27 protein-coding genes are annotated in these 26,087 nt (G+C 44.7%); 10 read left to right on the forward strand and 17 right to left on the reverse strand.

The features are described 5' to 3' along the window. Positions 1-9 precede the first annotated feature (9 nt). A complete protein-coding gene (locus tag P3L57_RS16735) occupies positions 10-774 on the forward strand; it encodes an alpha/beta fold hydrolase (protein ID WP_069486918.1) in 765 nt (254 codons plus the stop codon). Positions 775-817: 43 nt separating this feature from the next. Here P3L57_RS16735 and P3L57_RS16740 read toward each other — a convergent pair whose 3' ends face one another. Further along, positions 818-1,051: a helix-turn-helix domain-containing protein gene (locus P3L57_RS16740; protein WP_024122859.1), complete on the reverse strand. Its 234-nt coding sequence runs from the start codon at positions 1,049-1,051 to the stop codon at positions 818-820. Between the two features lie 151 nt (positions 1,052-1,202). On the opposite strand from P3L57_RS16740, the gene rghR reads away from it, so the two are divergent. The 4 genes from rghR to P3L57_RS16760 all read left to right on the forward strand — a co-directional run bounded on the left by rghR (position 1,203) and on the right by P3L57_RS16760 (position 4,303). Beyond that, complete coding sequence (gene rghR, locus P3L57_RS16745; protein ID WP_044159126.1) at positions 1,203-1,610, forward strand: transcriptional repressor RghR; 408 nt, start codon at positions 1,203-1,205, stop codon at positions 1,608-1,610. Positions 1,611-1,638: 28 nt separating this feature from the next. Then, entirely contained in the window at positions 1,639-2,058 is a 420-nt protein-coding gene (locus P3L57_RS16750) for a helix-turn-helix domain-containing protein (protein WP_024122861.1), read from the forward strand. Between the two features lie 91 nt (positions 2,059-2,149). Further along, entirely contained in the window at positions 2,150-2,476 is a 327-nt protein-coding gene (gene catR, locus P3L57_RS16755; RefSeq protein ID WP_010331897.1) for a catDE operon transcriptional regulator CatR, read from the forward strand. 126 nt (positions 2,477-2,602) lie between these two features. Further along, complete coding sequence (locus P3L57_RS16760) at positions 2,603-4,303, forward strand: methyl-accepting chemotaxis protein (protein WP_069486917.1); 1,701 nt, start codon at positions 2,603-2,605, stop codon at positions 4,301-4,303. A gap of 45 nt (positions 4,304-4,348) precedes the next feature. Here the strand turns inward: P3L57_RS16760 and P3L57_RS16765 are convergent, their stop codons facing one another. From P3L57_RS16765 to opuBA, 4 genes are read right to left on the reverse strand one after another with little or no spacing between them, the layout of a single operon-like run. After that, on the reverse strand, positions 4,349-5,029 hold the full coding sequence (locus P3L57_RS16765; protein WP_059292539.1) for an ABC transporter permease: 681 nt from the start codon (positions 5,027-5,029) through the stop codon (positions 4,349-4,351). A gap of 15 nt (positions 5,030-5,044) precedes the next feature. After that, positions 5,045-5,965 carry a choline ABC transporter substrate-binding lipoprotein OpuBC gene (gene opuBC / locus P3L57_RS16770; RefSeq protein WP_069486916.1) on the reverse strand — a complete coding sequence of 307 codons (921 nt, stop codon included), beginning with the start codon at positions 5,963-5,965 and terminating at the stop codon, positions 5,045-5,047. 11 nt (positions 5,966-5,976) lie between these two features. Further along, positions 5,977-6,630, reverse strand: coding sequence for an ABC transporter permease (locus P3L57_RS16775; RefSeq protein WP_044159130.1), 654 nt, complete (start codon positions 6,628-6,630; stop codon positions 5,977-5,979). A 14-nt stretch (positions 6,631-6,644) separates the two neighbouring features. Then, positions 6,645-7,790 carry a choline ABC transporter ATP-binding protein OpuBA gene (opuBA, locus tag P3L57_RS16780; protein WP_059292538.1) on the reverse strand — a complete coding sequence of 382 codons (1,146 nt, stop codon included), beginning with the start codon at positions 7,788-7,790 and terminating at the stop codon, positions 6,645-6,647. A gap of 284 nt (positions 7,791-8,074) precedes the next feature. Here opuBA and P3L57_RS16785 point away from each other — a divergent pair, with 284 nt between their 5' ends. Continuing rightward, a complete protein-coding gene (locus P3L57_RS16785) occupies positions 8,075-8,608 on the forward strand; it encodes a GbsR/MarR family transcriptional regulator (RefSeq protein WP_044159132.1) in 534 nt (177 codons plus the stop codon). Between the two features lie 36 nt (positions 8,609-8,644). On the opposite strand, the gene opuCD is transcribed toward P3L57_RS16785, so the two are convergent. From opuCD to opuCA, 4 genes are all read right to left on the reverse strand, one after another. Continuing rightward, the gene (gene opuCD / locus P3L57_RS16790) at positions 8,645-9,319 is read right to left on the reverse strand and encodes a glycine betaine/carnitine/choline/choline sulfate ABC transporter permease OpuCD (protein WP_059353559.1); all 675 of its coding nucleotides are present in this window, start codon (positions 9,317-9,319) and stop codon (positions 8,645-8,647) included. 17 nt (positions 9,320-9,336) lie between these two features. After that, the gene (gene opuCC, locus P3L57_RS16795; protein ID WP_083244514.1) at positions 9,337-10,203 is read right to left on the reverse strand and encodes an osmoprotectant ABC transporter substrate-binding lipoprotein OpuCC; all 867 of its coding nucleotides are present in this window, start codon (positions 10,201-10,203) and stop codon (positions 9,337-9,339) included. A gap of 64 nt (positions 10,204-10,267) precedes the next feature. Further along, positions 10,268-10,921: a glycine betaine/carnitine/choline/choline sulfate ABC transporter permease OpuCB gene (gene opuCB / locus P3L57_RS16800; RefSeq protein WP_069486914.1), complete on the reverse strand. Its 654-nt coding sequence runs from the start codon at positions 10,919-10,921 to the stop codon at positions 10,268-10,270. A 21-nt stretch (positions 10,922-10,942) separates the two neighbouring features. Continuing rightward, the gene (opuCA, locus tag P3L57_RS16805) at positions 10,943-12,082 is read right to left on the reverse strand and encodes an osmoprotectant ABC transporter ATP-binding protein OpuCA (protein WP_024122876.1); all 1,140 of its coding nucleotides are present in this window, start codon (positions 12,080-12,082) and stop codon (positions 10,943-10,945) included. Positions 12,083-12,345: 263 nt separating this feature from the next. Here opuCA and opcR point away from each other — a divergent pair, with 263 nt between their 5' ends. The 3 genes from opcR (at position 12,346) to P3L57_RS16820 (ending at position 14,547) form a co-directional block, all read left to right on the forward strand. Then, the gene (gene opcR / locus P3L57_RS16810) at positions 12,346-12,903 is read left to right on the forward strand and encodes an opuC operon transcriptional regulator OpcR (RefSeq protein WP_044159138.1); all 558 of its coding nucleotides are present in this window, start codon (positions 12,346-12,348) and stop codon (positions 12,901-12,903) included. A gap of 166 nt (positions 12,904-13,069) precedes the next feature. Then, the gene (locus P3L57_RS16815) at positions 13,070-13,684 is read left to right on the forward strand and encodes a PH domain-containing protein (RefSeq protein ID WP_069486913.1); all 615 of its coding nucleotides are present in this window, start codon (positions 13,070-13,072) and stop codon (positions 13,682-13,684) included. Positions 13,685-13,845: 161 nt separating this feature from the next. Further along, positions 13,846-14,547 (forward strand): zinc ribbon domain-containing protein, encoded by a 702-nt coding sequence (locus P3L57_RS16820; RefSeq protein WP_059334923.1) that lies wholly within the window; start codon positions 13,846-13,848, stop codon positions 14,545-14,547. Positions 14,548-14,586: 39 nt separating this feature from the next. Here P3L57_RS16820 and P3L57_RS16825 read toward each other — a convergent pair whose 3' ends face one another. Further along, entirely contained in the window at positions 14,587-16,404 is a 1,818-nt protein-coding gene (locus tag P3L57_RS16825; RefSeq protein ID WP_069486912.1) for a zinc ribbon domain-containing protein, read from the reverse strand. A 126-nt stretch (positions 16,405-16,530) separates the two neighbouring features. On the opposite strand from P3L57_RS16825, the gene P3L57_RS16830 reads away from it, so the two are divergent. Continuing rightward, positions 16,531-16,998: a GNAT family N-acetyltransferase gene (locus tag P3L57_RS16830; protein WP_083244499.1), complete on the forward strand. Its 468-nt coding sequence runs from the start codon at positions 16,531-16,533 to the stop codon at positions 16,996-16,998. 43 nt (positions 16,999-17,041) lie between these two features. Here P3L57_RS16830 and eno read toward each other — a convergent pair whose 3' ends face one another. The 7 genes from eno to araE form a co-directional block, all read right to left on the reverse strand. Further along, positions 17,042-18,334: a phosphopyruvate hydratase gene (gene eno / locus P3L57_RS16835; RefSeq protein WP_003151625.1), complete on the reverse strand. Its 1,293-nt coding sequence runs from the start codon at positions 18,332-18,334 to the stop codon at positions 17,042-17,044. A gap of 27 nt (positions 18,335-18,361) precedes the next feature. Then, positions 18,362-19,897, reverse strand: a complete 1,536-nt coding sequence (gpmI, locus tag P3L57_RS16840) for a 2,3-bisphosphoglycerate-independent phosphoglycerate mutase (protein ID WP_024122892.1) — start codon at positions 19,895-19,897, stop codon at positions 18,362-18,364. Beyond that, positions 19,890-20,651, reverse strand: a complete 762-nt coding sequence (gene tpiA, locus P3L57_RS16845; protein ID WP_069486910.1) for a triose-phosphate isomerase — start codon at positions 20,649-20,651, stop codon at positions 19,890-19,892. The genes gpmI and tpiA overlap by 8 nt, the downstream gene beginning before the upstream one ends. Before the next feature lie 30 nt (positions 20,652-20,681). After that, positions 20,682-21,866: a phosphoglycerate kinase gene (locus tag P3L57_RS16850; RefSeq protein WP_069486909.1), complete on the reverse strand. Its 1,185-nt coding sequence runs from the start codon at positions 21,864-21,866 to the stop codon at positions 20,682-20,684. 313 nt (positions 21,867-22,179) lie between these two features. Then, positions 22,180-23,187 carry a type I glyceraldehyde-3-phosphate dehydrogenase gene (gene gap / locus P3L57_RS16855; RefSeq protein ID WP_010331916.1) on the reverse strand — a complete coding sequence of 336 codons (1,008 nt, stop codon included), beginning with the start codon at positions 23,185-23,187 and terminating at the stop codon, positions 22,180-22,182. A 46-nt stretch (positions 23,188-23,233) separates the two neighbouring features. After that, positions 23,234-24,256 carry a gapA transcriptional regulator CggR gene (gene cggR, locus P3L57_RS16860; protein ID WP_044159157.1) on the reverse strand — a complete coding sequence of 341 codons (1,023 nt, stop codon included), beginning with the start codon at positions 24,254-24,256 and terminating at the stop codon, positions 23,234-23,236. Positions 24,257-24,554: 298 nt separating this feature from the next. Continuing rightward, positions 24,555-25,949 carry an arabinose-proton symporter AraE gene (araE, locus tag P3L57_RS16865; RefSeq protein WP_044159158.1) on the reverse strand — a complete coding sequence of 465 codons (1,395 nt, stop codon included), beginning with the start codon at positions 25,947-25,949 and terminating at the stop codon, positions 24,555-24,557. Positions 25,950-26,087 lie beyond the last annotated feature (138 nt).

Raw genomic sequence — 26,087 nt, forward strand, 5'->3', positions numbered from 1 at the left:
AGAACAACAATGCCGATCATCAGCACAGCCAATAAGAAACATCTATATTATGAGGAATATGGACAGGGAATCCCTATCATTTTTATTCACCCGCCGGGCATGGGACGCAAGGTTTTTTATTATCAGCGCCTTCTGGCGGATCATTTCAGGGTGATATTTCCCGATTTAAGCGGACATGGCGACAGCGATCATGCAGACCAGCAAATCTCGATTTCCTATTACGCAAACGAGATCGTGCAATTTATGGATCGTTTGCACATTGATCAGGCTGCAGTATTCGGGTATTCCGCCGGCAGCTTAATTGCACAGCACATTAGCTTCACCCGGCCGGACAAAGTATCTCATTTGGTGTTGGCCGGCGCTTACCCTGCTGTTCATACCTTGGCCGGTCAGCAGCTTCACAAAATGGGAATGTATCTTCTTGAAAAAAGTCCCGGCATGCTGATGAAAATTATCGCCAGCAGCCATACGAAAAACAGACAGCTCCGAAATCTATTAACGAGTCATATGAAAAAAGCTGACCTCGGCCATTGGTATCAATATTATCGGGATTCGCTCCGCTACAGCTGCCTTGAACAATTGCCCAGTTTTAACATGCCGATGCTGTTTATGTATGGCGGCCTGCGCGACTGGACCTTTACACATGCAGGCTATTACCGGAAAGCATGCAGCCACGCTGAATTTTTCAGGCTGGAATACCAAGGCCATCAGCTGCCGACAAAACAATGGAAAACATGCAATGAACTTGTGACGGGTTTTGTTTTGACACATTGATGATAAGGCTTAGAAAACGCTTGGTTCCCCAGGCGTTCTTATATCATTGACTTTTGTCAACAAAATCATAGTAAAAAAGATCCTCAAACTTCAAGTCAAAATAGTGAAGCATTTTTCCGATCACAAGCTGCCCCGGCCGTCTTTCTCCATTCAGCACACGGCTCAGTGTGGCGGGTGAGACTCCGATTTCCAGCGCAAGCTGATTGAGGGAATAATCGTTATTGACCATATACTGCAATACATAATCACGTCTAATCTGTATCTTTTCTACTGGCACTTTCCTCACCTTCCGTTCATGAAAAAACTTTTTCTATACATTTACATTACGGCGTATGTTAACTTTTGTCAATACATTTCCAGCCTACCTATTCCCTTTAGTCAATAAACATACTAAAATATGAGTAACAGTGAGGGACGGGGTGAGACATATGGAAAGCTTCGGCGAACAATTACGGGCATTGCGTGAGGAGAGAAAGCTGACAGTCAACCAGCTGGCGACTTATTCCGGTGTAAGCGCGGCCGGCATCTCCAGAATTGAAAACGGCAAACGCGGCGTTCCTAAACCTGCCACCATCAAAAAATTGGCGGAGGCCTTAAAAATTCCTTATGAAGGGCTTATGTATAAAGCGGGATATATCGAAGAGGTTCATGAAGCCAGAGCGACTTATGAAACGAAGTGCCAGCTGCTTGAAAAGGCGGAGGCTTATGACCTGAAAAATCTTGCCCTTCTTGAGAGTGAAAAATGGCAGTATCTCAACAAAGAGGATTTGCTCATGCTGGATCATTATTTCTCTTTTATTTCAGACGAAGCCAAAAAACGATCTGCTGATCAATAACTCTTTCCAGAAATGCGAGGCGATCATCATGTCAACATTCGGACAGGAATTAAGGGCGCTGCGCCGCGCCCGCAAACTGACAGTGAATCAGCTTGCGGTGTACTCGGGCATCAGCTCAGCGACCATTTCAAAAATAGAAAACGGCAAGCGCGGCACACCAAAGCCCGCGACCATAAAAAAGCTCGCAGCGGTGCTGAAAATACCGCACGAAAACCTGATGGCAGCCGCAGGGCACATTACCGCTTTTCCTGAAGAAATTCGAGAGGCTTCGGAAAGCTATCAGTCTATTTATGCGATTTATCAGACGGCTGTCACTCGCGGAACGGAGAACCTGTCTCTTTTTAACAGCGAAAAATGGCGGCATCTCTCCAAGCAGGATATTGAAAATCTCAGCAAATACTTCGATTTTTTAGCTTCCGAAGCGAAAAAACGCTCCTCTTCCACGTAATCCTCTGCGTCTCTTTCCGCATTTTATCAATCACGCATGCATACGTTCCCTCGTTATTTGCGTTATAATAATGACAGACGAGGTGAAAAGTATGAACCAATCAGAAATGTGTCCTAGATTTGAAAAAGCAGTCGACATCTTGAGCAAACGCTGGGTTGCTTTAATCGTTTTTCAGCTGTTGAACGGTCAGCAGCGATTTAGCGAAATAGAAGCAGCACTTCCAAATCTAAGCGGCAGAGTTCTGTCAGAAAGGCTGAAAGAACTTGAGCTTGAAGGAGTGGTTAAGCGGGACGTCATCCCCGAAACTCCGGTTCGCATCGAATATTCATTAACCGACAAAGGAATGGCGTTAGCGCCCATTCTGGGTGAAATCTCCAAATGGGCTACTGAATGGATTGACCCTTCCTTTCATATGTAATTGCTAAAACGGTTCTATCTCCACGGAGAGAAGAGCCGTTTTTTATTTTTTATTTCCAGGTGAAAAAACAATTTCTCAGCCGATATATAGTACATCACATCACTTTTTTAAAAGGAGAACACTTATATGCGACTGACGATTTCCCGCAAATTCAGCCTGGTATTTTTGACACTGATTCTCATCAATCTGCTTATAGGCGGAATAGGCGCTTTCAATATGCAGCACATCATCAAAAAGACAGATGAAATCAATACAAAATGGATAGACGGCATTAAAGAAATTACATCTATTAATTATTTGACAGAGCACCTTTCCTCTAAGGAAAAGGATTTCTTGATTTATACAGACAAAGATAAAATGGATACCCTGGACCAAGATATGAACCAGATCCTTAAGGATATCAATGAAAAGCTTGATAACTATGAAAAGACAATCTCTAATGACAAAGAACGCAGCATTTTCGAACAGCTCAAGACTGAAGTCAACTCTTATACGAATATTCATAGCCAGATTTTAGAGAGCGGACGCACGAATGATATAGATAAAGCAAGGGGGTTATTGGTACAGACTGAAGCAAGCTTTGAGGATATGAAAAAATCAATCACTGAACTTGTTGACTTTAATAAAGAAGGCAGCAACACGGCGGTGAAAGAAACCAAGGATGTTTATCATAAAGGTCTGATTTACACGGCTTTGCTTCTGGCAGCCTCCATCGCCATCAGCATATGCATTTGGCTTTATATCAATCGCAGCATTGTAAAACCGATTATTCGAATGAAGTCATCTGCGAATGAGATCGCCGAAGGCAATCTTTCAAATGACATAGAGGCGCTGGCCTCAAAAGACGAGCTCGGCGATTTGAACGAAGCGCTTCAGAAAATGGTAGGGAATTTAAGAGATATCGTCGGATATTCAAAAGAAATCTCCACCCGCGTGCTTTCTTCATCACAGGTGCTGACCACTGCAACGAATGAAACAAGAACCGGCAGCAGGCATATTACCGAAACGATGAACGAAATGGCTGAAGGCTCCGAGCAGCAGGCGCAAGACGCTGTGACGATCGCCGAATCAATGAATGAATTTACAGAAAGCATTGATAAAGCCTACAATCACGGCATGACGATCAGCGATACGTCTCAAAACGTACTCGAACTCGCCGTAAACGGAAACGAAAATATGGATACGTCAGTGCAGCAAATGAAAACAATCCATCATATCGTTCAAGAGGCCGTTCATAAAGTGAGATCGCTGGAACAGCATTCTCAGGACATCAACAAGCTTGTTCAGGTCATCAACGGCATTGCCGAGCAAACGAACTTATTGTCACTTAATGCCGCAATTGAGGCAGCCCGCGCAGGAGAAAGCGGCAAAGGCTTCGCCGTTGTGGCCGAAGAGGTCCGAAAGCTCGCAGACGGCGTATCTGACTCCGTTCAGGATATCACTAAAATAGTTGGGGGCACACAGCAGGAAATCAACACTGTCATTCAATACCTGGAAAGCAGCTTTACCGAAGTAGAAAAAGGTACTGAAAACCTGACTGACACCGGACAGGCCATGCAGAATATTAAGCAATCGGTCACCTATGTAGCGGACAGCATTAAGGAAGTAACGGACGGATTAAAGCAGTTAACAAACCAATCGATCACAATTAACCAATCGATTGAAAACATCGCCTCCGTTTCTGAAGAATCCGCCGCCGGCATTGAAGAAACATTTTCCATTACCGAGCAATCCGCCCATTCAATGGATCAAGTGCTTCAAAATGCTGAGGAGCTTGAGCGTTTGGCGAAAGAACTTAATCAGAAAATGGATCAGTTTACAATTTAAATAAGAAAAAAGAGGCTGTAATCATCCAAGCCTCTTTTTTTGTTCTTATGCAGCTGTTTGAATACGTCTCACCCTGGTTCTTTTTTTCTTGACCGGATGTAACACCCGCTCCAGCCAAGCCATGAGCAAATCAGCCGCAACCGCCATCACCGCAGTCGGAATCGCGCCGGCTAGAATAATCGCCGTTCCGTTTGTGGCGTTTGACCCGCGGACGATCATATCCCCAAGGCCGCCGGCGCCGACAAATGTGCCGATTGCTGTAATGCCGATAGCGATGACGAGAGCCGTTCGAAGGCCTGCCATAATGACAGAAAGCGCGAGCGGGAGCTCAACCATCCGAAGAACTTGGAATTTCGTCATTCCCATCGCTTTTCCTGATTCTAAGTATGCGTGTTCAATGCTGACAATGCCTGTGTACGTGTTTCGGATAATCGGCAGCAGGGAATACAGAAATAATGATAAAATCACTGTGTTTGCACCGAGCCCCATGACAAGCATCAGGACTGCCAGCATGGCGAGCGCCGGAATCGTCTGAATGACATTTGTTACGGCGAATACCCATCCTGACAAGCGGCGGAAATGCGCAATGAGGATGCCGACCGGAACCCCGACGACAGCAGCAAACAAGACGCCGTAAGCTGACATAAGAAAATGCCGGCCAAATTCTTCCATGACATAGCTGCCGTTCTGTGCATAATACCTCATTAACTGTTCAAGCACATTCATTGGTCAATCCCCCTTTCACGATTCGAAGTAGTGATGCTTTTGCAAATATTCCTTAGCAACGACAGACGGTTCCTTTAGGTTACCGTCAACTTCATAGTTAAGCTCCTGCATCGTGGCTGTATCGATTTTTCCGATCATTTTCTGAATGATGCCTTCCAGTTCAGGATGTTCTTTAAGCACCTGTTCCGGAACAACCGGAGAACAGTCGTACGGCGGGAAAAATTGTTTATCATCCTTTAGCATTTTGAGATCATAGGACTTGATTCTCCCGTCCGTGGAGTAAGCGAGGACAATGTCCATTTTTCCGCTTTTCACCGCGTCATACACAAGCCCGATCTGCATCGGATACGTGCCGCCGAATGTCATGCCATAGGTTTTCGTAAAATCCTGATAGCCGTTCCCTTTCAGCTTCATCCAATAATTGTCGACGCCCAGCTTTAATTGCGGCGCCCATTTTTTGACGTCTGATACGTTTTCTAAATGATATTGGTCCGCAAGCTTCTTGCTGACGGTAAAGGCATACGTATTATCAAACCCGTAGGAGTCATACCATTTTAAATCATATCTTTTTTTAAACTCCCGCTGTGTCAGCGCCAGCGCTTTGTCCGGATCTTTTTCAGGTTCCATTCTCAGCGTTCCTGTCAGCGCATCGCCGGTATATCTTGTGGCCGCAATATCGATTTCTCCGTTCATCAAGGCCTGCTGCTGCACCGCGTTGGAGCCGAGATTTTTAATGGTTGTTGTTTTTAGATCCGTATGGTGTTCGATCAGCTGTCCAAGCATGCTTGCGATGATTTCTGATTCACTCATGCTTTGCGCGCCGATTTTGATGGTCTGGTCTGAAGCGGCACTGAGCCCGGGAAGCGAACAGCCGCTTAGCATCAGCATTACTGCGAGCGTAAAACCGCTCAGCCATTTAAGATGTTTACTTTTCATGAGCAGCCTCCTTATGAAACTTCCTTCATTCCCTGCAGTCCGGCAGGCGTGATTTTTCGTTCCGTCAACGCCAGCACATAATCAATGACAATCGCCAATATCGTGACGGGAACCGCTCCTCCGAGGATATATTCCGGCTGATATAAATTCAGGCCGATGAAAATGTAATCACCTAATCCGCCGCCTCCGATAAAGGATGCAAGCGTCGCCCAGCCGATTAAATAAATCGTGGATGTTCTGATCCCCGCCATGATGACGGGCGCGGCAAGCGGCAGTTCCACGAGGCGGATTTGTTCAGCGGCCGTCATCCCGATGCCTTTTCCTGATTCAAGCAGATTTTTATTAACGCCGCGAATCCCGGTATACGTGTTGCGCAGGATCGGCAAAACGGAATAGAAAAACAAGGCCACAATAGCCGGAACTTTTCCGACTCCCAAGAGCGGGATAAAGAAAGCGAGGATTGCCAGACTAGGCAGCGTCTGAATGATATTCACAATGCCGATAATGGTGCCGGCTCCTTTTTTCATTCTGGTAAGCACAATCCCAAGAGGCACAGCGGCAGCCACGCCTAAAATGACGGCGATGAGAGAAATGGTGATATGCTCATATGTTTTGTAAAGCAGCTCGCCTCCGTTGGTTTGCAAAAATTCAATGATATGATCCATGTCTCACAACCTCCCTATGACAATACTGCGAGCTGTTTTTCTTCTCCCCAGATGGACTCATACACAATGTCAACCAGGCTCGCTCTCGTCACAATTCCTATTAAACGGCGGTCTTCATCTACAACCGGCACGTACTTTACACCCCGTTTTAAAATTTTGTGTACTGTATCCCGCAGCAGTGTTGCGCCCAATACGGTGTAGATGTCTTGATGCAGGACCTCGCCTACGAGCTCGGCTTTCTTCCGGCATTGATCAATGATTTCCACATCTACATAGCCTAGAAGAACGTGGCTGTCATCTACCACCAGCAGCGAGTCGACACGCTCCTGCCTCATCAGCTGGATCGCTTCAGAGAGCGTTTTATCCGCCGTAATGGTCACCGGGTGTGTACTCATCATTTGATCAACCCGCTCAACATCAGGACTTGATGACTGAATCAGGCGCTCCTTGCCGATAAATTCCTCAACAAATGCATTTGCCGGATTTCTCAGAATATCATCAGGCGTTCCGATCTGCACAATCTCTCCGCCTTTTAAAATGACGATCCGGTCTGCTAGCTTAATCGCTTCATCCATATCATGGGTAACAAATACGATGGTTTTATGTAAGGTTTTTTGCAGTTTTTTAAATTCTTCCTGAAGGGAATCCCTCGTAATCGGGTCAAGCGCCCCAAACGGTTCATCCATTAAGATAAGCGGCGGTTCCGCGGCAAGTGCCCGTAATACACCTATTCGCTGCTGCTGTCCCCCGCTTAATTCATGAGGATAACGGTCTAAATATTCAGGTCCCATATCGACCAATTTTAAAAGCTCACGCGCACGTTCTTTCCGCTGCTGCTCCGGCCATTTCAGCAGCTTAGGCACAAGTGAAATGTTCTGCTGAATGGTCATATGGGGGAACAGTCCGATCTGCTGAATGACATAGCCGATCTTACGCCTGAGTTCTACCGGGTCCTGTTCCATCATGTTCTCGCCGTCAATAAAAATCTGACCGGCTGACGGCTCAATTAATCGGTTAATCATTTTCATCGTTGTCGTTTTTCCGCAGCCGCTTGGACCGATAAAACAAATAAATTCACCTTTTTCAATTTCCAGATTCACGCTGTTCACAGCTTTTTTGCCGCCCTTATATGTTTTCGAGACATTTTTTAATGTCAGCAAACATCGCACCTCCAAAATTAAATTCATTCAATTCGTTCAGTTCATATTTAATTTTTCAGATAATTGAATGCTTCCCATTATAGAATAAAGTTTATAAAATAAAAAGTTTACAATTTGTTCATATTATTTATAAACTATGTGTAAACCCTGATTTACCCGTATTGACCGGTAATGATCTCCTTATTGCTCCAATTTCCTGCCAAATTCTATGATTACAGCATTTCCGCCTCATCAAAAATGTGGTATATTGACATCGGAATTGTTAGCTGAAAGGATTGAAACTGTTGGATAAAGATCCGTTAACGATAATTGAACAGACTGAAGACCACCTTATAGAAAGAATCGCGGAAAACATGCATGCATTTGGAATGCCCTCTACCGTTGGACGTGTGCTGGGCATTATTTATATGAATCGCAAGCCGATGACGCTGACGGAATTATCAGAAGCGACCGGCATGAGCAAAACGCGAATGAGCCAGGTCGTGCGGGACATGCTCGATGCCAACATCGCCGAGAAGGTGTTCGAAAAGGGCGTGCGAAAAGACTTATACGATGTTGAGGAGGATTACTACCAAACCTTTATCACTCTGTTTACAGCCACTTGGAGCAAAGTCGTCAGCAAAAATAAAATGATGCATAAAAAACTCAACCGGGAGCTGCTCAGTATCTTGGATGGAGAGCTTTCTCCTGAAGCGGAAGAAAAGGTGAATGAGCTGTTGAAGGAATTAAAGGAATGGCTCGACTATTACAATTGGCTCGGCCGTCTGATTGAGTTTTTTGAGAGTGAAGAGATTTTTAAATATGTGCCGAAACCGTAAAAAACGCCCTGTCATGAACAAGGCGTTTTTTTATTATTAAGCTGCACTGGCCAGTTTTTTCTTCTTTTTCTTTTTAATCGGGCTTAACGCGCGTTCAAGCCAGCCCATGACCAAATCAGCTATCACCGCCATAAGGGCTGTCGGGATCGCGCCAGCTAATATAATCGCGGTCCCGTTTGTTGCGTTTGACCCCCTGACGATGATGTCTCCAAGGCCTCCGGCGCCGACAAATGTCCCGATGGCAGTAATGCCGATGGCAATGACGAGCGCGGTGCGGAGGCCGGCCATAATGACAGAAAGCGCCAGCGGAAGCTCGACCATCCGCAGCACTTGAAACTTTGTCATACCCATCGCTTTTCCGGATTCAAGATAGGCATGTTCAATGCTGACAATGCCTGTGTACGTATTTCTGATGATCGGCAGCAGTGAATAAAGAAATAACGATAGAATGACCGTATTCGCGCCAAGCCCCATCACTAGCATCAGCACGGCCAGCATGGCGAGCGCCGGCACCGTCTGGATCACGTTCGTGACGGCGAAAACCCAGCCGCTTAATGTTCTGTACCTGGCAATCAGGATGCCAAGCGGAATGCCGACGATGGCCGCAAACAAAACGCCGTACACCGACATCAGAAAATGGCGGGAAAACTCTTGCAGCACATAACTGCCGTTTTGCGAATAGTAAGAGCCAAGCTGCTGTAATACTTCCATTTGGTCTGCCTCTTTTCTTAGTCAAAATAATGATGTTTCTCTAAAAATTCCTTTGCCACAACAGACGGCTCCTTCAGTTTGCCGTCCACTTCGTAGTTGAGCTCCTGCATGGTTTCCGTGTCAATCTTCCCGATCAGTTTATCAATAATGCCTTCAAGCTCCGGATGTTCCTTAAGCACCTTTTCCGGAATCACCGGCGAACAGTCATACGGCGGGAAAAACTGTTTATCGTCTTCTAGGATTTTGAGATCATACGCCTTAATCCGGCCGTCTGTGGAATAAGCAAGAACAGCGTCCATTTTCTCGTTTTTGACTGCGTCATAAACAAGTCCGATCTGCATCGGATAGGTTGTTCCGAACTCAAATCCATACGTGCTGACAAAACCTTTATATCCGTCGCCCTTCCGTTTCAGCCAGGCATTGTCGACCCCCAGCTTATATTCAGTAGCGTTTTTCTTCAGATCAGACACGGTGTTTACATGCTCCTTTTCCGCAAACTTTTTTGTTACGGTAAAGGCATATGTGTTATCAAACCCGTAAGAATCAAACCATTTATATTTAAAACGTTTGTCAAACTCTTTCTGCACGATATTCAGCGCTTTTTCCGGATCCTTCTCCGCCTCCATTCCGAGGGTGCTCGTTAAATCCGTGCCAGAATAGCGTGTGGCGGATATGTCAATATCACCGCCGAGCATCGCCTGGTGCTGAACATAGTTTGATCCGAGATTTTTGACTAAAGCCGTATTTAAATCCGTATCGTGTTCAATGAGCTGCGCAATCATATTCGCTAAAATTTCTGATTCTGTTATGCTTTGCGCCCCGACCTTGATCGTATCTTGTGAGGCGCCGCCAAGTCCCGGCAGAGAACAGCCGCTCAGCAGCATGACAAAGGCGAAAGCGAGCGCGCCGATCCATCTGATTTTTTTCGTTTTCAATACAGCCAACTCCTTAAGAAACTTCCTTCATCCCTTGCAATCCCTTCGGTGTCACTTTTCGTTCCGTCACGGCTAGCACATAATCAATGATAATGGCTAAGATTGTAACCGGCACAGCACCGCCAATGATGTATTCAGGCTGATACAGGTTCAGCCCGATAAAAATGTAATCACCGAGTCCGCCGCCGCCAATAAATGAGGCAAGGGTCGCCCAGCCGATTAAATAGATCGTGGATGTGCGGATGCCTGCCATAATAATCGGAATCGCCAGCGGAATCTCGACGAGCCGGATCTGCTCCCAGCCGGTCATTCCAATCCCTTTTCCTGACTCAAGCAGATTTTTGTTTACACCTTTAATGCCTGTATACGTATTGCGCAGAATCGGAAGCACCGAATAGAAAAATAAAGCGACGATCGCCGGCACTTTTCCCACACCGAGAAGCGGGATAAAAAATGCCAGAATCGCCAGACTCGGCAAGGTTTGCACAATGTTGACGACACCTATAACCGCGCCTGCGCCTTTTTTCATTCTGGTCAGCAGAACGCCGAGCGGCACCGCAACGATAATGCCCAATACAACAGCAATGAGAGAAATATATAAATGTTCACCTGTTTTATACAGCAGCTCTCCGCCGTTCGTCTGTAAAAAAGTCATTATTTGATTCATGTGTAAGAGCTCCTCCCCTGATCAGATCGTCATTAGCTGGTTTTCCTCGCCCCATATGGAATCGTATACGATGTCCACAAGGCTCGCTCTTGTCACAATCCCTGCTAAATGGTGCTCTTCATCGACGACAGGAACATACTTGATCCCTTGCTTCAAAATTTTTCGGACTGTATCGCGAAGAAGCGCTCCTTTTTGCACGGTATACATATCCGAGCGGTACACATCACCAACAACGCTCGCTTTTTTGCGATTTTGATCAATGATTTCAACATCTACATATCCCTTCAGCACATTTTGCTCATCTACAACAAGCAGCGAGTCGACGCGTTTTTCTCTCATCAGCTGAATGGCCTGAGAAAGCGTTTTGTCCGCTGTGACCGTGACAGGCATTCTGTTCATCATCTGCTCAACCCGCTCAATTTCAGGCCTTGTCTGGATCAGGCGCTCTTTCCCGATAAATTCTTCTACAAATTCATTTGCCGGATTTCTGAGAATCTCATCAGGTGTGCCGACCTGAACGATTTCACCCGCTTTTAAAATCACAATCCGGTCAGCTAGCTTAATGGCTTCGTCCATGTCGTGGGTCACAAACACGATGGTTTTGTTTAACGTTCTCTGCAGTTTTTTAAATTCTTCCTGAAGGGAATCCCGCGTGATCGGGTCAAGCGCTCCGAACGGTTCATCCATTAAAATGAGAGGGGGTTCCGCAGCCAGTGCGCGCAGCACGCCGATTCTTTGCTGCTGTCCGCCGCTGAGCTCGTGGGGATAACGGTCTAAATATTCAGGGCCCATATCAACCAGCTTTAACAGCTCTCTCGCCCGTTCTTTCCGTTTTTCTTCAGGCCATTTCAGCAGTTTCGGAACGAGTGAAATGTTCTGCTGAATGGTCATGTGGGGAAACAAACCGATCTGCTGAATCACATAGCCGATTTTTCTCCGCAGTTCAACCGGGTCCTGTTCCATTATGTTATCTCCGTCGATATAGATCTTTCCTGACGACGGTTCAATCAGTCGATTAATCATCTTCATCGTCGTCGTTTTTCCGCAGCCGCTCGGGCCGATAAAACAGATAAATTCGCCCTTGGCAATATCTAAATCAATGCTGTTCACAGCTTTTTTGCCGCCTTTATATACTTTTGACACTTGTTCTAATTTCAGCAATCCGTGCACCTCCGCAGGTTTCCGTTAATTTTTCTGAAAAGTATAATCTTTATTATAATTTGAACTTTGTAAAATAAAAAGTTTACAATGTGTTGAAATTATATGTTATTTACAGATTATTTATTGTTATGACTCAGGCAGAGAGGGTGTTCTTACAATTACGCCGGATACCTCTCGCTTCCTCCGCATACAGCTGTTTTCAACAACTGGCAGAAATATGATATATTGACACCATCAATTGCCATTTGAAGGGATGATCAGCTGTGGAAAAAACTGCTCTCGACATCATTGAACATGCTGAAGAGCATCTCATCGAGAAGATTGCCGAAAACATGCATACGTTTGGAATGCCTTCTACTGTCGGGCGTGTGCTCGGGATTATTTATATGAATCGAAAACCGATGACGTTAAGCGAGCTGTCAGAAGCAACAGGCATGAGCAAAACGCGGATGAGCCAGGTCGTCCGTGAAATGATTGATGCCAACATTGCCGAAAAGGTGTTTGAAAAAGGCGTAAGAAAAGATCTTTACGACGTAGAGCAGGATTATTATCAAACCTTCATATCTTTATTTGCGGCGAACTGGACAAAGGTCGTGAGCAAAAACAAAGTGCTGTACAAAAAATTAAACCGAGAACTGACGGATCTTTTACAAAGGGACGAGCTTCCCCGAGAAGCCGAAGAGAAAGTCAATCAGCTGCTGAATGAATTAAGAGAATGGCTTCATTACTATGATTGGCTGAGCCGCTTAATTGAGTTTTTTGAGAGTGAAGAAGTATTTGAATACGTGCCGAAAACAGCTGAAAGCAGCTCCCTGAAGTAAGGGAACTGCTTTTCTGCATGATGAGATTAATATTGGCAACATCGTATACTTCCTCCATATGACATTGGCCTTACCAAGAGGCTGATTCTTCGCAAACGTTTATAGCCGTTCGGAAACGCCACATGCTACAATGAAGTGACTATGTAAATAGGAAGGATGTATCTATATGTTTAAGAAAATTGCAGCAGATGCACTCGGATTATCAGATATCGGAAAAATTATCGAACCTCAGGATTATGACAAAACAGATGCTGATGACTATGTCATGCATGAAGACAACGAAAAAATTTATTTCCTGATTAAAACAAAAGCCGATGAATATTGCTTCACGAATCTGGCGCTGATCCATGTTGACGGCGAACGTGCCACTTCCTCTAAACGAACGCTGAAACGCTATCCTTATTCCCAATATAAAATCTCTGATGTTTTTCTGGAAACCGCCGGGAAGGTCGATTTGGATGTTGAAATCAAGTTCAAGCTGGGCTCTGAACAATTTGACATCGATGTGCATAAAGAGCAAATTGAAAAGCTGAAAGATTTGTATAAAGTCCTTCTCCGTATCTCTGAAACGATCTATGAAAATGACATTTTGATCAATCAGGCTGAACAAAGTCTGGAACGAGCAGTCACCATCCTTCAGCATACCCGGCCTGAGCACGTCAATATTGAAACACAATACAAAGAGCTGACCGAATTCGGGTTTACATGGGTCACTTCCGTCCGCTCGCAGTACCATATTAAAGATTTTGGTGACGTATTTGAAAAATATATGAATAACTAGAAACAAGACACGAGTTCGCATATGCCAGCTCGTGTCTTGTTTCTGATCCATAATCTTGGAGAAAATTTTTTGGCTGGATATTGGTTACTTTTCTACTTTTTTCTTTTATAATGACATTATTAGTCTATTTTCCCTATATTACATGTAAAAGGAGTCATCATATGTTTTGTCCTCAATGCGGCCATCAAGCAGATGGCGGAAAGTTTTGTGAGAAATGCGGATCGCCTCTTCCACGCCAAGCCGGCGAAAATCAAGGAGCACAGGCGGGAGCTGAAGCTGCAAAACAAGCAGCAAAGCAGTTTGGTTCATTTGTTCTGGCTGTTCTGAAACGCCCTTATCAGGAGTGCAAAACAACAGGCGGCGAACAGCTGATCAGCGGAATCATTACAATGGTGCTTTTCAGTTTACTAACTCCGCTGATGTTTTATATTCTTTTTTCAGATGGTCCCGGCAGTGCGAGCTTTACAGAAATCTTTTTAAAGCCAACCATTTACTTTGCCCTTTTTATTTTCGGGTTGCATGCATTGATCTTTTTTTCCTTAAAAATCGCGGGAAACCAAGTCTCATTTAAAGATTCACTCTCCAGATTTGGTGCGTTTCTTATTCCATTTACAGCTATTTTGATTCTTGCACTTCTATTGTTTTTATTACATACAGATCTTTGTTTCACCGTGTTAGCGATTGGTTTAATCGGCGCATTCTTCGCTATTCCCCCTGCGATGCTGAGCAGTTACCAGCATTCGTATAAAGGAAAGGCTGATATCATTTACTCAACCATTGTGATTTATCTCATCACGTGCGTTGCGTTTCGGTTCATCATCGAACATTATATTAAAGAAATTTTCCGTTATATCTTTTTTTAAAAAACACCCCCATCGCCTGCTGGTGATGGGGGTTTGTTTTTATTGAATAGATGTTAAATAGATTCTTCCGTCTTTCACTACGCCGGTGTAGGTCCAGTTGTATGTTCTGCGCTTTGTACTGCCGCCTGATTTTGTAATATCAAATTCTTCATATGTTTTAATTGTGATAGTCGAGCCGCTTTGATTAAAGCTTTTTACCTCTACATCAATAAATACTTCAGTCGTTCCCTCGCTGTACAGCTTCTTAACCAATTTCTGCTGATCATTATATAATGAACTTCCTTTTTCCAGATTGCCTTCCATGACCGCAAACTCATTTAAATTCACTGCGGTTGATTGATTTGTCAGATAACTAACCATAAATGATGTCACTTGTTCATCCGTGACATCGCCGGTCGATGGGCTTACGCTTGCTTTCTTGCCTTTTGCGTCCGCCCAGGCTGACGTGTACGTCTCTGCATGATCATTTTTTATTTTCTTTATGTTTGTTCCGGCAGAATCAAAAGTTGATTCCGCATCTTCGAACATCCACTTTTTCTGTTTTTTATCATATGAAAGCAGATATTCATAGCTCGGGCTTTCATCCGACATTTCAGGTTTCGTATAGTCATTATAATTAGCCGACTGGTGAAGTTCTTTTCCTTTTACCGTCGCCTGCCATGTACCGTCATTTTTCTGGGATAGAGCAAATGTATCCAAATCAAAGTCTGTTTCCAGATATTTATCTTTTAAGTAAGAATCCGTGTTTTTCATCGAGTCCACGTTCTCTTTTACTTCGGCTTTCCAACTGGCACTTGCCTCTGTCATCTGAGCTGTATTTCCATCAGAAAGCGCTTTGGAATATTGCTTCGTCGTTTTGACAATCGTGTTCATGATTGTTTCTTGTGTGTCTTGGTCAGGAATTAATGTTAACTCCATTTCTTTGCTATCAATCGGCACACCCGCTGTTTTTGTTTTTCCCCACGGAAACTCCGCTTCGACCGCAGCTGTCATTGATCCGTCTGTCAGAAGCGGGCCGTATCTGACAGATTTGAACGGATCCTTATGGATGGATTTACCGTTAATCAGCAATTCTCCCTTTCCATCCTTCATGTCGTCCGCTAAGCTGAATGTTACATTATCTGCTTCCAATGAAAGATCAACACGAAAGCTGTTGTCACCAACCGCCTGAATGTCTTCCTTTTTCACAAGATCGACAACATCGTTTTTCAGTTTGGCTGAGACTGTATATTCGCCTGGAATGTACGGTCCGAGGGTTTGTGCTTGATCTGCTTTCTTTACAGATCCGGCTTCCTCTTTATTCACATAGAGATCGGTATTTTTATAATTGCTGGTTACTTCAAAATAAACAGGTGCTATCTTTAAATCATAATGGTCAAATACTAGCAAGCTTTTCCCGTCTTTCTCCGCATATACAATATCCTTTTGGACTGTTTCAGCACGCAGCGATGAAAAAAGCTCATCTTTTTTGTCAGGATGATCCTTTAAATATGTAAGAAACGGCTTTACGTTTTGTTTAGTAAGCTTGAGCCTGTCATTTGCCGGCGTTAGCAGCGTAGCGATTTGGTCTTTATCCTCATCATTTACAGCCTGCTCAAATTTGTCGACTAACCTGTCCTTAGAAGTCAAGTACGCTCCGGTTTTATATGCGGCGAATAATATGACGCACGCTGCGGCAATGCTGCTCCATAACATGATGGTTTTCTTAGGGATTGGTTTTCGCGGAGCCTGCCTCGTTTCAGCAGTGCTTGCTGTTTCTTGATTTGCCTGTCTGCTGCTCCCTCCGATCGGGGTGCCGCATTCTTTACAAAACTTGGCTCCTTCATTATTTTTTTGACCGCATTCCTTACAAAACATGTGACTTTCCTCCTATTTTTTATCCACTATTTTGTACAGATTTCCTATGTTACATATTTTATAATAGAATGGTATGAAATTGGAGGAAATCATGAAAATATCTCTATAAACATATGAAAAGGTGGAATGAACGTGCAACAACTCACCATCCAAAAAGCAATAAACTATGATCAAGCGCTGTATGACCTTCTGCTGCTCGCCGATCCGTCAAAAGAAATCGTTGATGAATACATTGCCAGAGGAGAATGCTACACAGCTTATATATCGGGCCAATTAGCCGGTGTATACGTGATCATTACAACTAGACCGCAAACTGTAGAAATCGTTAACATCGCAGTAAAAGAAACAATGCAAAAACAGGGCATTGGCAAGCTTCTTATCCGCGACGCCATCGAAAAAGCAAAACATATGGGAGCAAAGGTGATTGAGATTGGCACTGGAAATTCCAGCATCCATCAGCTGTCTCTTTACCAAAAATGCGGGTTCCGTATGCAGGCGATCGACCATGATTTTTTTATCAGACACTACGATGAGGAGATCTTTGAAAACGGCATTCAATGCCGGGATATGGTAAGGCTTTATTTGGATCTCTAAAAGCACAAAAAAGCCGCCGAGACATATCTCGGCGGTCTTTTTATTACTTATTCAAGTTGTAGAAAGAGTTAATACCGTGGTATTGAGCAGTTTCAGCCAACTGATCTTCGATGCGAAGAAGCTGGTTGTATTTCGCAACACGGTCCGTACGTGACGGAGCACCTGTTTTGATTTGTCCTGCGTTTGTTGCCACAGCGATGTCAGCGATTGTGCTGTCTTCAGTTTCACCAGAACGGTGAGAGATAACAGCAGTGTAGCCTGCGCGTTTCGCCATTTCGATCGCATCGAATGTTTCAGTCAATGTACCGATTTGGTTTACTTTGATCAGGATAGAGTTGCCTACGCCGTTTTTGATACCTTCAGCAAGTTTTTTCGTGTTTGTAACGAAGAGGTCATCACCAACAAGCTGAACTTTTTTGCCAAGACGCTCAGTAAGAAGCTTGTGGCCTTCCCAGTCGTTTTCGTCAAGTCCGTCTTCGATAGAGATGATTGGGTATTTAGAAACCATTTCTTCGTACCAGTCAACCATTTCAGCAGATGTTTTCACAACGCCTTCGCCAGACAGATGGTATTTGCCGTCTTCTTTGTTGTAGAACTCAGAAGATGCAGCGTCCATTGCAAGTTTTACTTCTTCGCCAGGTTTGAAGCCGGCTTTTTCGATTGCTTCAACGATTGTTTGAAGCGCTTCTTCGTTAGAACCAAGGTTTGGAGCGAATCCGCCTTCATCACCTACAGCTGTGTTCATTCCTTTAGCAGAAAGAACTGATTTCAGGCTGTGGAAGATTTGAGCGCCCATGCGAAGTGCTTCACGGAAGTTAGGAGCACCTACTGGCATGATCATGAATTCTTGAATATCTACGTTGTTGTCAGCATGCTCTCCGCCGTTGACGATGTTCATCATCGGTACAGGAAGCGTTTTTGAGTTGAATCCTCCAAGGTATTGGTAAAGAGGAATCTGTAAGAAATCAGCAGCTGCGCGCGCACAAGCCATAGATACGCCAAGGATTGCGTTCGCACCGAGTTTGCCTTTGTTTTCAGTACCGTCAAGCTCGATTAAAAGCTGATCGATTGCGTTTTGTTCAGTTACATCAAAGCCAAGAAGCTCTGGAGCAATGATTTCGTTTACGTTGTTAACAGCTGTTAACACGCCTTTTCCAAGGTAACGGTCTTTGTCGCCGTCACGAAGCTCAACTGCTTCGTATTCACCTGTAGAAGCTCCGCTTGGCACTAATGCGCGGCCGAAAGCTCCTGTTTCTGTATATACTTCAACTTCAACTGTTGGGTTGCCGCGGGAGTCTAATACTTCGCGTGCATAAACATCAACAATGTATGGCATGAGTTTGTCTCTCCTTTGATTTTCAGCTTATTTTTGAATTAAAGATGTTCCAGTCATTTCTTTCGGTTTTTCAACACCGAGAAGGTCTAATAACGTTGGTGCAAGGTCGCCTAGGATTCCGCCTTCACGCAGCGTGATGCCTTCTTTCGTAACAATGACAGGGACTGGATTTGTCGTATGTGCAGTGTGCGGTTCGCCTGATTCTGTGATCAGAATATCAGCATTACCGTGATCAGCGGTAATGATAGCGTGTCCGCCTTTAGCGAGAATCGCGTCAACGACTTCGCCTAAGCATTCGTCCACTGCTTCAATCGCTTTAATTGTAGGTTCAACCATTCCGGAGTGGCCGACCATGTCTGGGTTTGCGAAGTTAAGGATAATCGCGTCATGCTTGTCAGCTTCGATTTCTTTGACAAGCGCGTCCTTCACTTCATACGCACTCATTTCAGGCTTCAAGTCGTATGTTGCGACTTTCGGCGAGTTGATAAGAATACGCTCTTCACCAGGGAATTCAGCTTCACGGCCTCCGCTCATAAAGAACGTGACGTGCGGATACTTTTCAGTTTCTGCAATTCGAAGCTGTTTTAATCCTTGCTGAGATAATACTTCTCCGACTGTATTATCAAGATTTATCGGTTTAAACGCCACATAGCCGTCAACTGTTTCACTGAAGTGAGTCAGGCAGACGAAATGCAGGTTTTTCGGATAATTCTCGCCACGGTCGAAATCGCGGAAGTCTTTGTTCGTGAACGTGTTGGAAATCTGAATGGCGCGGTCCGGTCTGAAATTATAGAAAATCACAGAATCGCCGTCTTCGATTTTCGCAACAGGCTCACCGTTTTCTTTTGTGATGACAGATGGAATAACGAATTCATCGTGGATTCCATTCGCATATGAATCATCAACAACATCCAGTGCGCTGCGGTATGTCGGGCCTTCGCCGTATGCCATTGCACGGTACGCTTTTTCTACACGGTCCCAGCGTTTGTCGCGGTCCATTGAGTAGTAGCGTCCGGAAATGCTGGCGATTTCTCCGACACCGATTTCCTCGATTTGTTCGTTCAGCTGGTTGATGTACGTTTTCGCTGTTTGCGGACCTACATCACGGCCGTCAAGGAAGCCATGGATATATACCTTTGTCAGCCCTTCTTTTTTCGCAAGCTTTAACAGCGCGAATAAATGATTGATATGGCTGTGCACGCCGCCGTCCGATAATAGACCGAACAGATGCAGGGCTTTGTCGTTTTCTTTCGCGTTGCTGATCGCGTCAAGGAATGTTTGATTGCGTTCGAACTCTCCCTCGCGAATGGCAACATTTACGCGTGTTAAGCTTTGGTACACAATACGGCCCGCACCGATATTTAAGTGGCCTACTTCGGAGTTCCCCATCTGTCCGTCAGGAAGACCTACAGCCTCGCCTGAAGCAGTCAGTGTCTGATGAGGATACTGATTCCAATAGCGGTCAAAATTCGGTTTTTTCGCCAAAGCGACTGCGTTCCCTACTGTTTCATTTCGTAATCCGAACCCATCAAGAATGATGAGTGCAGCTGGTTTTTTACTCATATTGACCTTCCTCCAATAATTGAACGAATGACTGTGGCTCAAGGCTCGCGCCGCCGACCAAAGCACCGTCAATATCGGACTCTGCCATATATTCTTTAATGTTTGCAGGCTTTACGCTTCCGCCATATTGAATGCGAAGCTTGTCTGCCGCTTCTTGGCCGAAGCTTTCAGCGACGGTTTTACGGATATGTGCACACACGTCGTTCGCATCTTTAGATGTAGAAGATTTGCCTGTTCCGATTGCCCAGATTGGCTCATAAGCAATAACAGAAACTGCAACTTGTTCTTCAGAAAGACCAGCAAGACCTTTTTTCACTTGGTCAGCCACAAGATCATTTGTTTTGCCGGCTTCGCGCTCTTCAAGCGTTTCACCAACACAGATGATCGGCACAATGCCGTGTTTGAAAGCAGCATGTGCTTTTTTGTTAACTGTTTCATCAGTTTCAGCGAACATTTCACGGCGCTCAGAGTGGCCGATGACGCAGTAGTCAACGCCAAGGTCTTTCAGAGCAACCGGGCTGATTTCGCCTGTGAACGCGCCGCTTTCTTCGAAGTGCATGTTTTGTGCGCCGACTTTAAGGTCAGTGCCTTTAACAGCAGAAGTCAGCTTTTCTAGGAAAAGCGCTGGCGCGCAAACAACAGCTTCCGCTTTGTCTGCTGCTGGAATGGAAGATTTCACTTCTTCAACGAAGCTGACAGCCTCGCCGAGTGTTTTGTTCATTTTCCAGTTACCGGCTATAATTGGTTTTCTCATCTGTTCCACTTCCTTATAGCAGTTTTAAAATTATTTATCGTTCAGTGCAGCTACCCCTGGAAGCTCTTTGCCTTCCATGAACTCAAGGGATGCGCCGCCTCCTGTTGAGATGTGGCTCATTTTGTCAGCTAGGCCGAATTTTTCAACCGCTGCTGCAGAGTCTCCTCCGCCGATGACAGAGTATGTATCTTTTGCCTCTGCCAATGCTTCCGCAACCGCTTTTGTTCCTTGAGCGAACAAGTCGATTTCGAATACGCCCATCGGTCCGTTCCACACGACAAGTTTGCTGTTTTTGATTACATCAGCATACGTTTCGCGTGTTTTCGTACCAATGTCGATTGCTTCTAAATCACTAGGGATTTCAGAGATCGGCACCATTTTTACGTTTGCATCGTTAGAGAAATCATCTGCAACGAGTACATCTTCAGGCATGTAGAAGTTAACGCCTTTTTCTTTCGCGCGGTCCATAAATGATTTCGCAAGCTCGATTTTATCCTCTTCAAGAAGAGATTTACCGACTTCATGGCCAAGCGCTTTTACGAATGTATAAGCAAGACCTCCGCCGATGATCAGGTTGTCTACTTTATCAAGAAGACTTTCGATGACACCGATTTTGTCTTTTACTTTCGCTCCGCCGATGATCGCCGTGAATGGGCGATCAGGGTTAGAAACCGCTTTTCCGAGTACATCAAGCTCTTTTTCCATTAAGAAACCTGCAACCGCTGGCAGATGCTTGGCAATTCCAGCTGTAGATGCGTGAGCGCGGTGGGCAGCACCGAATGCGTCATTTACATATACATCTGCAAGCTCAGCAAATGCTTTTGCAAGCTCAGGATCATTTTTCTCTTCACCAGGGTAGAAACGTACGTTTTCCAATACAAGAACGTCTCCGTCCTTCATGTCGGAAATTTGTGATTTTACAGCACCACCGTATGCTTCATCCGCTTTTTTCACTTCTTTGCCAAGCAGTTCGCCGAGGCGTGCAGCGACAGGAGTTAAACGAAGCTCCTCAACGACTTCGCCTTTCGGGCGGCCTAAGTGGCTCGCGAGAAGGACTTTCGCGCCTTGGTCTGCAAGGTGTTTGATTGTCGGAAGTGCAGCACGGATACGTGTATCGTCTGTTACTTCCCCGTCTTTCATTGGAACGTTAAAGTCAACGCGGCAGAATACAACTTTGCCTTTTACGTCGATGTCTTTGAGAGTTTTCTTATTCATGCTTTAGGAGATCCTCCTTCAAAATGGTTTGCTTGCAGCACGAAAAACGTGAAACCGTCTGATCAAGCGATTACTCCGCGAGGGCAGATCGCATACTTTTCGGCACAGGGCAGATCGTCTGAAGCCAGGGCAGTGGCCGCAGGCGAAGGCGCCGGAAAGCTGCAAAACGCAGATGCTACTCTTTCACAGAACGTTTTCTGAAAGCCGGTCTTCATGGAAAAAGGGAAAGGGAGTCCGTCCCCTTCCCTTGTCCGCTTTCATTATAGCGCTTCTATTCAAAAGAACCAAGTAAGGTCCTTTTTTCAGCTATGAATTAAAGACCTTTTTTAGCGATGTAAGCTGCAAGGTCAACAACGCGGTTAGAGTAGCCGCTTTCGTTATCGTACCAAGAGATTACTTTTACCATGCTGCCTTCCATAACCATTGTAGAAAGAGCATCGATTGTAGAAGAATTTTTGTTTCCGTTGTAGTCGCCAGAAACTAATGGCTCTTCGCTGTAGCCAAGGATTCCTTTAAGATCTCCTTCAGCTGCTTCTTTAAGAGCTGCATTTACATCTTCAGCTGTTACTTCTTGGTTCAGTTCAGCAACCAAGTCAACTAAAGAAACGTTTGGAGTTGGAACACGCATTGCTCCGCCGTTCAGTTTGCCTTTTAGTTCAGGAAGAACTAGAGAAACTGCTTTAGCGGCACCAGTTGAAGTTGGGATGATGTTTTCAGCTGCTGCACGCGCACGACGGTAGTCTTTGTGCGGAAGATCAAGAATTTGCTGATCGTTTGTGTAAGAGTGAACTGTTGTCATCATACCGCGTTTGATGCCGAATTTGTCGTTAAGTACTTTTGCAAACGGCGCAAGGCAGTTTGTTGTGCAAGATGCGTTTGAGATAACGTCGTGGTTAGCCGCATCGTATTTATCTTCGTTAACACCCATAACGATTGTGATATCTTCTTCGTTAGCAGGTGCAGAGATGATTACTTTTTTCGCGCCAGCTTCTAAGTGTTTCGCAGCGTCTGCGCGTTTTGTGAAGAAACCAGTAGATTCAACTACGATTTCAACGCCTTGTTTACCCCAGCTAAGTTTAGCAGGATCGCGTTCTGCAGAAACTTCAATTGTTTTACCGTTAACAACAAGATTGTTACCGTCAACTGAAACCTCAGCGTCTAATTTTCCGTGTACAGAATCATATTGTAAAAGGTGAGCGAGCATGTTAGCATCTGTTAAATCGTTAACCGCTACTACCTCAACTTCAGGATTGTTTAATGCTGCGCGGAATACGTTACGTCCAATACGACCAAAACCGTTAATACCGACTTTTACTGCCATGATTGTTTCCTCCTTTAAATAAGTGAGAGATATTTATATTGAGGGATTATTCATCCCTTAATAACTTCTTTGCGGCTCCTTCGTCAGTGACGAGAACCGTGTTGCGCGGCTTTTTAAAGTAAGCCTCGATCGCCTCGGCTTTTGATGATCCGCCCGCTACCGCTATAATATCGGGAATGGCGTCTATGTCATCCAGCTGCATTCCGACAGAATGCACTTTGTGGACCACTTCGCCGTCCGCGTTAAAATAGTAGCCGAACGCTTCTGTCACCGCGTTGTTATCATCTATTTTCTTTAAGTCTTCTAAAGGTGTGTTTCTCCGCTCAGCCATAGTTTTAGCTTCGCCGATTCCGTGAACCAGCATACTCGCTGATTTAATCGTGTTCAGCACCTCTTTAACAGAAGGTTCTTCAATAATAGATGAATAGGCGCCTTGTGACAGCTGACCCGGAACAAACAAAAGCCTATAAGTGCCTGAAGCCTTTTCCGCCATATGCGCGCATATGGTGTTCGCCTGGTTTTTTACGTCTTCGCCTAACCCGCCTCTTGCAGGCACAAACAAAAGCTCGCGGTTTTTAGAATCCGGCGTCATCATCTCGGCGACAGCTTCAATTGTCGTACCGCCGGTCACAGCGACGATATTTTTGCCTGAAAATCTTTTTTTCATACATGCGACAGCCGCTCTTCCCATTTCTTTTTTGACCCATGGGGATTGATCGCTGTCTCCGGATACAATAATGACGTCATTTAGATTTAAACGTTCTTTTAATGTCTTTTCCAAAAGCGTCAAACCTAAAACATCTTTCATCGTATCTTCTAAAACGGAAAGCAGTTCATAACCTTCTTCTGTCAGCGTCATGCCGTTTGTTTTAATATCGACCAGATTCTGTTCCTTCAAAAACTGAACCTCGCCTCTCAGCACACGCTCGCTGATTCCGAGACTGGCAGACAGGCTTCTGCGGCCGATGGGTTCTGTCAGCCTGATATACTGCAAGATTTCGAACCTCTTTTGCATAACGAGCAGAAGATCAGGCAATAATTTTTTTTGAGCTAGTATTAACTGGTTCATGACTCAAACGTTCCTTCCTTTTTTTGCTGGACATCAAACGTCCCGCTATGACAAAAAACGTCCCATCATAGCCAAAAAAAATTATTTCTGCTTTCTTTAATTATTTTAACAGGGTGGAAATGTTTATTCAACTGTTAAGAGCCAATTCATCGACAATATTCGCGCAGTTTTCATGCAGCTGCGTTTCTTATTCATTATTTTTCCCTTTATATTTCTATCTTATACAGCAAACCGTTAATGGTGCGCACAAAATAAAAGAGCCCTCTCAATCGAAAGGGCTGCATATTTTAAAGCGTTTTCATTTTATCCAGAGCTTTTCAATCTCTTCGAGCGATTTATTCTTCGTTTCCGGACAGATTGTGATGACAAACAGGAAGCAGAGAATGTTAATGACGGCAAAGATCCAGAACGTATAGGCCAGTCCGAACGAGCTGATCATCATCGGCACAAACTGCCCGATCGCCCAGTTTGCTCCCCATAAAAAGATGGTGGCGATCCCTGCGGCTCTCGCCCGCAGATGGTTCGGGAAAATTTCAGAAATCATAATCCATGTGATCGGCCCGACCGATACACAGAACGCGGCGACAAACCCTAATATAAAGAAGATCAGCATAAATCCGCTTGTTAACTGAAAATAAAACGACGTCCCGATTAAGATCATAAAAATAGCCATGAAAGCAGAACCGATGGACATCAGTTTTTTGCGTCCGACTTTATCAATCAATAAAACTGCGATGACGGTAAAAATGACTTCCACAACACCGACAATACAGGTTGTCACGAATCCGGCATTTTGTCCGAATCCCATCATTTTAAAGATTTCTGGTCCGTAATAGGTGATGGCGTTCATGCCGATCACTTGATTAAAGAGCGCCAGCAGGATTCCAATGATAAGCGCTTTTCTGAGACCTGGTTTGAAGAGCTGTGATAGTGACCCCATTTGTTCTATTTTTAAAGAGTTTTCAATGTTCTTCAATTCTTCTTTTGCGACAGTTTCTCCATTAATGCGTGTCAGAATCGATAACGCTTCTTTTGTTCTGCCTGCTTTCGCCAGCCATCTTGGACTTTCCGGCACGACCAGCAGGACTAGGAAAAAGATAACGGATGGCACCATTCCGTAAGCGAGCATCCATCTCCAGCCGGTTTGCACGCCCCATTCATATGTTCCGGAACGCTGGACAGCGAGATTAATAAAGTACGTTGCGGAAATACCCAGTATCGTAAAGAGCTGATATAAGGAAGATAAACTTCCGCGTATGGCGGGCGGCGCCGCTTCCGTAATATAAGTCACGGATAATGACGAACCCATTCCGATCCCTAAACCTCCGATAATCCTCGCAATGATTAAGGTCGACACGTCTTGTGAAACAGCAGAAACAACTGCTGATACCGCAAATAACAGGGCCGCTGTCATTAAGATTTTTCTGCGCCCGAACCAGTCGCTTAAAAACCCGGATATCCCGACTCCCGCAACTCCTCCAATCATAATGCTTGAAATTACAAGCCCCTCCATGAACGGACTCAGGCTGTATAAATCCTTGAGAAAACCAATAGCACCAGAAATAACTGCAGTGTCATAGCCGTACAATAAACCGCCAAGCCCCGCCGCGCATGATATCAAAATCACAAATCCCATTGAATGGCTTCTTGTTACAGGAGCATTTGGTTCTAATTGAGTTGGAGTATTCTTCATTTCTCTGCCCTCCCGAAAGTTGAGTAAAGCGTTTACATTTTTCTTTCTAATTGTACGTACTTATTTAAAAATTTAACGAAAATTATTGTTTATTAGTACGTACAAATATAGAATAATCCCGTTTGCATTTTCTGTCAA

Origin of the sequence: Bacillus sp. B28 (assembly GCF_029536185.1) — a bacterium.
GTDB lineage: Bacteria > Bacillota > Bacilli > Bacillales > Bacillaceae > Bacillus > Bacillus halotolerans.

Coding starts and splice junctions, on each gene's coding strand:
- P3L57_RS16750 (WP_024122861.1), top strand. CDS start 1,639: ATGTCAACATTCGGACAGGAATTAAGGGCGCTGCGCCGCGCCCGCAAA.
- P3L57_RS16735 (WP_069486918.1), top strand. CDS start 10: ATGCCGATCATCAGCACAGCCAATAAGAAACATCTATATTATGAGGAA.
- eno (WP_003151625.1), bottom strand. CDS start 18,334: ATGCCATACATTGTTGATGTTTATGCACGCGAAGTATTAGACTCCCGC.
- opuCD (WP_059353559.1), bottom strand. CDS start 9,319: ATGGAAGTATTACAGCAGCTTGGCTCTTACTATTCGCAAAACGGCAGT.
- catR (WP_010331897.1), top strand. CDS start 2,150: ATGAACCAATCAGAAATGTGTCCTAGATTTGAAAAAGCAGTCGACATC.
- P3L57_RS16825 (WP_069486912.1), bottom strand. CDS start 16,404: ATGTTTTGTAAGGAATGCGGTCAAAAAAATAATGAAGGAGCCAAGTTT.
- P3L57_RS16850 (WP_069486909.1), bottom strand. CDS start 21,866: ATGAATAAGAAAACTCTCAAAGACATCGACGTAAAAGGCAAAGTTGTA.
- tpiA (WP_069486910.1), bottom strand. CDS start 20,651: ATGAGAAAACCAATTATAGCCGGTAACTGGAAAATGAACAAAACACTC.
- gpmI (WP_024122892.1), bottom strand. CDS start 19,897: ATGAGTAAAAAACCAGCTGCACTCATCATTCTTGATGGGTTCGGATTA.
- opuCC (WP_083244514.1), bottom strand. CDS start 10,203: ATGCTGCTGAGCGGCTGTTCTCTGCCGGGACTTGGCGGCGCCTCACAA.
- araE (WP_044159158.1), bottom strand. CDS start 25,949: ATGAAGAATACTCCAACTCAATTAGAACCAAATGCTCCTGTAACAAGA.
- opuCB (WP_069486914.1), bottom strand. CDS start 10,921: ATGAATCAAATAATGACTTTTTTACAGACGAACGGCGGAGAGCTGCTG.
- P3L57_RS16760 (WP_069486917.1), top strand. CDS start 2,603: ATGCGACTGACGATTTCCCGCAAATTCAGCCTGGTATTTTTGACACTG.
- P3L57_RS16765 (WP_059292539.1), bottom strand. CDS start 5,029: ATGAATGTGCTTGAACAGTTAATGAGGTATTATGCACAGAACGGCAGC.
- P3L57_RS16775 (WP_044159130.1), bottom strand. CDS start 6,630: ATGGATCATATCATTGAATTTTTGCAAACCAACGGAGGCGAGCTGCTT.
- cggR (WP_044159157.1), bottom strand. CDS start 24,256: ATGAACCAGTTAATACTAGCTCAAAAAAAATTATTGCCTGATCTTCTG.
- P3L57_RS16820 (WP_059334923.1), top strand. CDS start 13,846: ATGTTTTGTCCTCAATGCGGCCATCAAGCAGATGGCGGAAAGTTTTGT.
- P3L57_RS16815 (WP_069486913.1), top strand. CDS start 13,070: ATGTTTAAGAAAATTGCAGCAGATGCACTCGGATTATCAGATATCGGA.
- opuBC (WP_069486916.1), bottom strand. CDS start 5,965: ATGAAAAGTAAACATCTTAAATGGCTGAGCGGTTTTACGCTCGCAGTA.
- P3L57_RS16830 (WP_083244499.1), top strand. CDS start 16,531: ATGAACGTGCAACAACTCACCATCCAAAAAGCAATAAACTATGATCAA.
- gap (WP_010331916.1), bottom strand. CDS start 23,187: ATGGCAGTAAAAGTCGGTATTAACGGTTTTGGTCGTATTGGACGTAAC.
- rghR (WP_044159126.1), top strand. CDS start 1,203: ATGGAAAGCTTCGGCGAACAATTACGGGCATTGCGTGAGGAGAGAAAG.